Origin of the sequence: Caulobacter sp. 17J65-9 (genome assembly GCF_010975005.1) — a bacterium.
Lineage (GTDB): Bacteria > Pseudomonadota > Alphaproteobacteria > Caulobacterales > Caulobacteraceae > 17J80-11.
In genome coordinates, this window is sequence record NZ_JAAIVC010000192.1 from 1 (window position 1) to 6,405 (window position 6,405).

Genomic DNA, 6,405 nt, shown 5'->3' on the forward strand with positions numbered 1-6,405 from the left:
ATGGCGCTCGGGACCGCTGCGAGGCCAGCCGCCGGACCTCGGTCGGGCTGTGGCGCACCGCCGGCCGGGCCGCGCCCGTGCCCACGGACGCCTGCGCCGCCTGGTCGTAGGCCGCGCGCTTGCGCGGATCGCCCAGTACGGCGAAGGCGGCGTTGATCTCCTTGATCCGGTCTTCGGAGGCCTCGGCCCCGCCGGCCTGGCGGTCGGGATGATGCTGCTGCGCCAGGGCCAGGTAGGCGGCGCGGATCTGCGCCGCGTCGGCGTTCCGCGGCAGGCCGAGAACGGCGTAGGGATCGGCGGAGCCGCTCATGCGGTCCGACCACGGCCGTGCGGAGCTGACGCGAACGCTCGCGGCATGCCGATTCCCCCTTCCCGCCGCGACCATAGACGAAAGCCCGATTAAGCAAGAAGCGCCCGCGAACGGTTGGAATGCCAGCTTGACTGCACAGGGGGGCGCAAGCGAGAAACCGGCGTTCGAGCGACGTCGTCGTCTTCGATTCTGGGGCGTCTCTGGGGCGTCGACCTGGGGGCGGTCGAACGAGGTGGTGGCTTACGCATGATCGATCTGCACTGCCATCTGCTGCCTGGGATCGACGACGGGGCTCCGGATCTGGAGACCTCGCTGGAGATGGCCCGTCTGGCTGTCGCCGACGGCATCCAGATCACCGCCTGCACCCCGCACATCATGCCCGGCTATTATGAGAACACCGGCCCGGACATCCGCGCCCGCGTGGCCCGGCTGCAGGTCGAGCTGGACGAAGCCGGCATCGCGCTGGAGCTGACCACCGGCGCCGACGTGCACCTGGTCCCCGGCCTGGCCTCCGGCCTGCGCTCCGGCCACCTGCTGACCCTGGCGGACTCCCGCTACTTCCTGTTCGAGCCGCCCCACCACGTCGCGCCGCCGCGCATGGAAGACGCCGTGTTCGACGTCATGGCGGCGGGCTACCAGCCGCTGATCACCCACCCCGAGCGGCTGCGCTGGATCGAGAGCCACTACGAGGTGATGACCCGCATCGCCCACGCGGGCGCCTGGATGCAGATCACCGCCGGCTCGCTGACCGGCCGCTTCGGCAAGCGCGCCCAGTACTGGGGCGAGCGCATGCTGGACGAAGGCCTGGTGCACGTGCTGGCCACCGACGCCCACAACCTGCGCAACCGCAAGCCCGCCCTGGCCGAGGCCCGCGACCTGGTCGCCAAGCGGCTGGGCGAGCAGGCGGCGACCGACATGGTGATGACCCGCCCCTTGGCGGTGCTGGACAACACCCCGCCGGCCAGCCTCCCGCCGGCCGTGGGCGTGCGCCGCGAACCGACCAAGCGTCCCGGCCTGCTCAGCCGGCTGTTCCGCGCCGCATGAGCTGGAGAAAGGCTGACCCCATGGCTTCAAAAGCGCTCCTGGCGATCACCGCGGCCCTGCTCGGCGCCGGCGCGGCCCAAGCCCAGAATCCGACGCAGATCGCGACGACCGCGCCGGGCGTCCACGCGGCGCCGCGCGGCGAGTATCGGATCGGCCCGCTCGACAAGCTGAACATCACCGTCTTCCAGGTGAAGGACCTGACGCTGGACCGTGTGCAGGTGGACGCCAGCGGGCGCATCCTGCTGCCGCTGATCGGCCAGGTGATGGCCGCGGGCCGGACCACGACCGAACTCTCCGACGAGATCGCGGCCAAGCTGGAGGCCAGCTATCTGCAGCATCCGCAGGTGTCGGTAGTGGTGTCCGAAGCCGCCAGCCAGAAGGTCACGGTCGACGGCGCCGTGACCGAGGCCGGCGTGTTCGAACTGCGCGGCCGCACCACCCTGTTGCAGGCGGTGGCCATGGCCAAGGGCCCGGCGCGCAACGCCAATCTCAAGCGGGTCGCGGTGTTCCGTCAGATCGACGGCCAGCGCCAGGCGGCGGTGTTCGACCTGAAGGCCATACGCAAGGGCAAGGCCGAAGATCCGGAGATCTACGGCGACGACGTGATCGTGGTGGACAGCTCGGGCCTCAAGGGGGCCTGGCGTGAGGTTCTGGGCGCCCTCCCGGCGTTCAGCATCTTCCGGCCGTACTGAGGTCGAAACGAGTTCGGGCGCGGGGCGCGCCCACAACGGGTGACGGGCAGGGCGAGATGAGCGGCGACGATAGCAATGACGGCGAGTACGGCGCCCTGCGGCGGTTCCAGTCGATCGACGGCGGCCGCGCCGGCCTGCCGACCGTTCGCGAATCCAGCGCCATGCTGCAGTGGACCCCGGTCGCCGAGGAAGGCGGGGCGAGCGCCTTCAACATCGGCGAGTACTGGCGGCTGCTGGTCAAGCACCGTGTGGTGATCGCCGCGACCTTCGCCGTGTGCCTGGCCCTGGGCGCGGCGGCGACGATGCTGATGACTCCGGTCTACACCGCCACCACCACCCTGCAGATCGACCGACAGGCGGCGAAGGTCACCGAGGACGACGACACCTCCCCGCGCGACTCCATGGTCGCCGGCGAAGAGTTCTTCCAGACCCAGTACGGCCTGCTGCGCAGCCGCTCGCTGTCCCTGCGCGTGATCGACAGCCTGGGCCTGGCCAGCTCGGACAAGTTCCTGAAGCAGATGGGGGTCACCCCGTCCAAGCCCGAGCCCGGCAAGCGGCCGCCCAACCGCCGCGAGCAGGTGCTGCGCCTGGTTCAAGCCAATCTGGGCGTCAATCCGGTGCGCGGCTCGCGCCTGGTGAGCGTCACCTTCGACAGCCCCGACGCCCAGCTATCCGCGCGCGTCGCCAACGCCTTCGCCGAGAACTTCATCCAGTCCAACCTGGACCGCCGCTTCGAGTCCTCGTCCTACGCCCGTGAATTCCTCGAACAGCGCCTGGCCCAGGTGAAGGCCAAGCTGGAGGAGTCCGAGCGCCAGCTGGTCGCCTACGCCGCCCAGCAGCAGATCATCGAGACCGGCGACCACGCCGGCGCCGCCCAGTCGCTGGACACCAACAACCTGCTGGCCCTCAACTCGGCCCTGGCCGCCGCCAAGACCGAGCGCGTGCGCGCCGAGGAACGCTGGCGCGAGGCCAAGAGCGCCCCGCTGATGAGCCTGCCGGAGGTGCTGCAGAGCCAGACCGTCCAGCAGCTCAGCCAGGAGCGCGCCCGGCTGACGGCCGAGTACGAGCAGAAGCTGCGCGTGTTCAAGCCGGACTTCCCGGAGATGCGCCAGCTGAAGGCGCAGATCGACGAAGTGAACCGTCAGATCCAGGCCGAGGCCGGCAACATCCGCGCCTCGATCCAGGCCCAGTACACCATCGCGATGAACCAGGAGGCCTCGCTGCAGCAGCAGGTCGCCGGCCTGAAGTCCGACGTGCTGGACCTGCGCGACCGCAGCATCCAGTACAACATCCTCCAGCGCGAGGTGGACACGTCGCGTACCCTCTATGAGGGCCTGCTGCAGCGCTACAAGGAGATCGGCGTCGCCGGCGGCATCACCACCAACAACATCTCGGTGGTCGACCGGGCCGACCCGCCGCTGGGGCCGTCCAAGCCCAACCTGATGCTCAACATGCTGCTGGCCGCGGTGCTGGGCCTGGGCCTGGGCGTGCTGGCCGCCTTCGTGATCGAGGCGCTGGACGAGACCCTGGGCACCCCGGACGACGTGGAGCAGAAGCTGGGCGTGCCGATCCTGGGCAGCATCCCGCTGCTCGAGAAGGGCGTCACCCCGCCCGAAGCGCTGGCCGACATCCGTTCGGGCTTCGCCGAGGCGTACTACTCCCTGCGCACCGCTCTGCAGTTCTCCACGCCCGACGGCATTCCCCGCTCGCTGCTGGTGACCAGCACGCGTCCGGGCGAAGGCAAGTCGACCACCTCGCTGGCGGTGGCGCTCAACCTGGCCCGTCTGGGCCAGCGGGTGCTGCTGATCGACGCCGACCTGCGCAACCCGTCGATGCACCGCAACCTGGGCGCCGACAACGGCCGGGGCCTGTCCAACGTGCTGGCCGGCGTCTCCACCCTGGCCGCGGTCGTGCAGTCGACCGGCGCCTCGGCCCTGTCCTTCGTCGCCTGCGGCCCGCTGCCGCCGAACCCGGCCGAACTGCTGGCCGGCAGCCGCGTGCGCGCCTTCCTGGAAGAAGCCCAGGCCCGCTACGACGTGGTGGTCATGGACGGCCCCCCGATCCTGGGCCTGGCCGACGCGCCGGTGCTGGCCTCGATGGTCGGCGGCACCATCTTCGTGCTCGAATCCCGCGGCACCCGCCGCGGTCAGGCGCGCCACGCGCTGGCCCGCCTGCGCATGGGCCGCGCGCGCCTGCTGGGCGCCGTGCTGACCAAGTTCAACACCAAGACCGCCAGCTACGACTACGCCTACGACTACGACTACGGCGTCGACACCAAGAAGCGCGCCCAGGGGTGAGCGCGCCCAAGGTGAGCGAGCGATGAGCGAGGCTGCTGAACGCCGACCGGCCAAGCGCCTGGCCGCCGCGGCGGCGATCGGCCTGGGCGCACTGATGGCCTGGCAGATCGTCGCCCAGGCCGCCGCCGACCGCCTGCCCGCGGCGGCGGCCCTGAAGCTCGCGCCCGGCTCGCCTCGCCTGCTGGCCCTGAAAGCCGAAGCCGAACTGGAGGCCGGTCGCCCGGCCGCCGCCGAGGCCCTGGCCCGTCAGGCCCTGCTCGCCCAGCCGCTGAACGTGCGCGCGCTCCGCGTTCTGGGCGTCGCCGTCGGCCGCCGTGGAGACAACCAACACGCCGACGACCTGGTGACCCAGGCCGGCAACTGGAGCCTGCGCGACGGGCCCGCCCACGTCTGGCTGGTCGACCGGCGCCTGCGCCAGGGCGACTTCGCCTCGGCCTTCGCCCACGCCGACGCCCTGATGCGCCGTAAGCCGGAGCTGCAGCCGCACTTCTTCAAGCTGCTCTCGACGGCCGCCGCCGAGGACCGCCGCGCGCTGGCCCCGATCGCCGAGCGCCTGGTCCACCAGCCCGCCTGGCGCGAGCCCTTCCTGCAGAACCTCGCCTCGACTCCGAAGGGCCTGGAGAGCGCCGCGACCCTGGCGGTCATGCTGCAGTCCAGCCGCGCGCCGCTGAGCGACAAGGAGCAGGGCTTCCTCCTGACCCGCCTGGTCAACGGCGGCCAGTTCGCCGCCGCCGCCGACCTGCGCCGCCGCCTCGCGCCGGCGGCTTCGGCCGTCAGTCCCTTCGACGGCGAGTTCGACGACCGCGCCGGGCCCGCGCCGTTCCGCTGGCAGATCGCCACCGGCGCCGGGGCCTCGGTGGAGATCGCGCCGGACGACCAGGTCGCGGGCCAGTCGGCCCTGCGGGTCGAGTACGACGGCTATTCCACGCCGGGCCTGATCCACCAGTTCATGGCCTTGCCGGCCGGGGCGCACGAGTTGGAGGTGCGCTGGCGCGGCGAGACGCCGCTGCCGGCCGAGCGGCTGGCCTGGACGGTGCGCTGCATCGGGGACAACCGCATCGCGGCGCGCGCCCTCCAGCCGGCCGCCGCGGGGCCGACGCCCTGGCGCGTGTCGGCCGTCCGATTCGAGATTCCGGCCGAGGGCTGCGCCGGCCAGTGGCTGGAGCTGAAGCCGCTGCCAGGGGATCGGCGCACCACGCTGGTGATCTGGTACGACGGGATGAAAGTCCGCCCGGCGAAGGGCGTCGCCCAAAATTAGGTGGCTGAACAACGGTTTGTCGGCCTGGGTGCGATCAACCCATTGTAAAGGTCGACGAACATAGGTTGCCGACGCTTGCAGCTAGGCTTGCGGGCGGCTACCAAGGACCCAACCGCAAAGCTTGCGGGCTGTTTCGAACGTATTTTTTCAGGGGTGTGTTCATGCGCAAGTCAGTTCTCGCCGTGACGGCGGGCCTGCTGCTCGTCGCCGGCCAAGCCGCCGCCGCGGGCAACACCGCCACCGTGCGGGTCGGCGACCGGGTCGGCGCCAAGAGCGGCGAGGCCAACGAGTACGCCGCCGCGGCGGTGCTCCCCTGGGTCTTCATCGCCGCCGCGGTCACGACCGCCGTGGTCGTCGCCAACGAAGACGACAGCCCGACCAGCCCGTAATCGACCACGGCCGCCTCGGGGCCGGCTCCAGTATCGGCCGATGAGGCGCGTGTGATCGTCAGAGTTCGAGAGGGTCGGCAGGACGTGGTCGCCGTTATGGCGTTCGTCCTGCTGGCCCTTTCTGTCGTTTTGGGGGGCGCCAGCCGCGAGAACGCCCTTCCCCTGGCGCTGGTCGAGCTTGCGGCCGCGCCCCTGCTGGTGATCGCCGGCTGGCGGCTGATCGGCTCCGGAACCTGGCGCGAGCACAAGTTCGCTCTGGCGCTGCTGGCCGGCCTCGTCGCCGTCCCGCTGCTACAGCTGCTGCCCCTGCCCTTCGACCTGTGGCGCCGGCTGCCCGGGCGCGCGCCGATCGCGGCGGTCGCCGACCTGGCCGGCGCGGCGCCGGCGTGGGCTGCGTTCAGCCTGGCCCCGGAGG

General features: G+C 71.4%; 7 protein-coding genes. 6 read left to right on the forward strand and 1 reads right to left on the reverse strand.

Translation table 11 applies throughout. The annotated features are described in order from the left end of the window. Positions 1–310, reverse strand: a 310-nt coding sequence (locus G3573_RS19100) for a DnaJ domain-containing protein (protein ID WP_163263273.1), incomplete at its 3' end; no start/stop codon positions are given. A 246-nt stretch (positions 311–556) separates the two neighbouring features. Here G3573_RS19100 and G3573_RS19105 point away from each other — a divergent pair. From G3573_RS19105 to G3573_RS19130, 6 genes are all read left to right on the forward strand, one after another. Further along, on the forward strand, positions 557–1,354 hold the full coding sequence (locus G3573_RS19105; RefSeq protein ID WP_163263274.1) for a CpsB/CapC family capsule biosynthesis tyrosine phosphatase: 798 nt from the start codon (positions 557–559) through the stop codon (positions 1,352–1,354). A gap of 20 nt (positions 1,355–1,374) precedes the next feature. After that, on the forward strand, positions 1,375–2,046 hold the full coding sequence (locus G3573_RS19110; protein ID WP_163263275.1) for a polysaccharide biosynthesis/export family protein: 672 nt from the start codon (positions 1,375–1,377) through the stop codon (positions 2,044–2,046). 56 nt (positions 2,047–2,102) lie between these two features. Next, positions 2,103–4,343 (forward strand): polysaccharide biosynthesis tyrosine autokinase, encoded by a 2,241-nt coding sequence (locus tag G3573_RS19115; RefSeq protein WP_163263276.1) that lies wholly within the window; start codon positions 2,103–2,105, stop codon positions 4,341–4,343. Between the two features lie 22 nt (positions 4,344–4,365). Beyond that, positions 4,366–5,601 carry a hypothetical protein gene (locus tag G3573_RS19120; RefSeq protein ID WP_163263277.1) on the forward strand — a complete coding sequence of 412 codons (1,236 nt, stop codon included), beginning with the start codon at positions 4,366–4,368 and terminating at the stop codon, positions 5,599–5,601. 161 nt (positions 5,602–5,762) lie between these two features. Then, a complete protein-coding gene (locus G3573_RS19125) occupies positions 5,763–5,990 on the forward strand; it encodes a hypothetical protein (RefSeq protein WP_163263278.1) in 228 nt (75 codons plus the stop codon). An 84-nt stretch (positions 5,991–6,074) separates the two neighbouring features. Then, positions 6,075–6,405, forward strand: a 331-nt coding sequence (locus tag G3573_RS19130) for a hypothetical protein (protein ID WP_205598368.1), incomplete at its 3' end; no start/stop codon positions are given.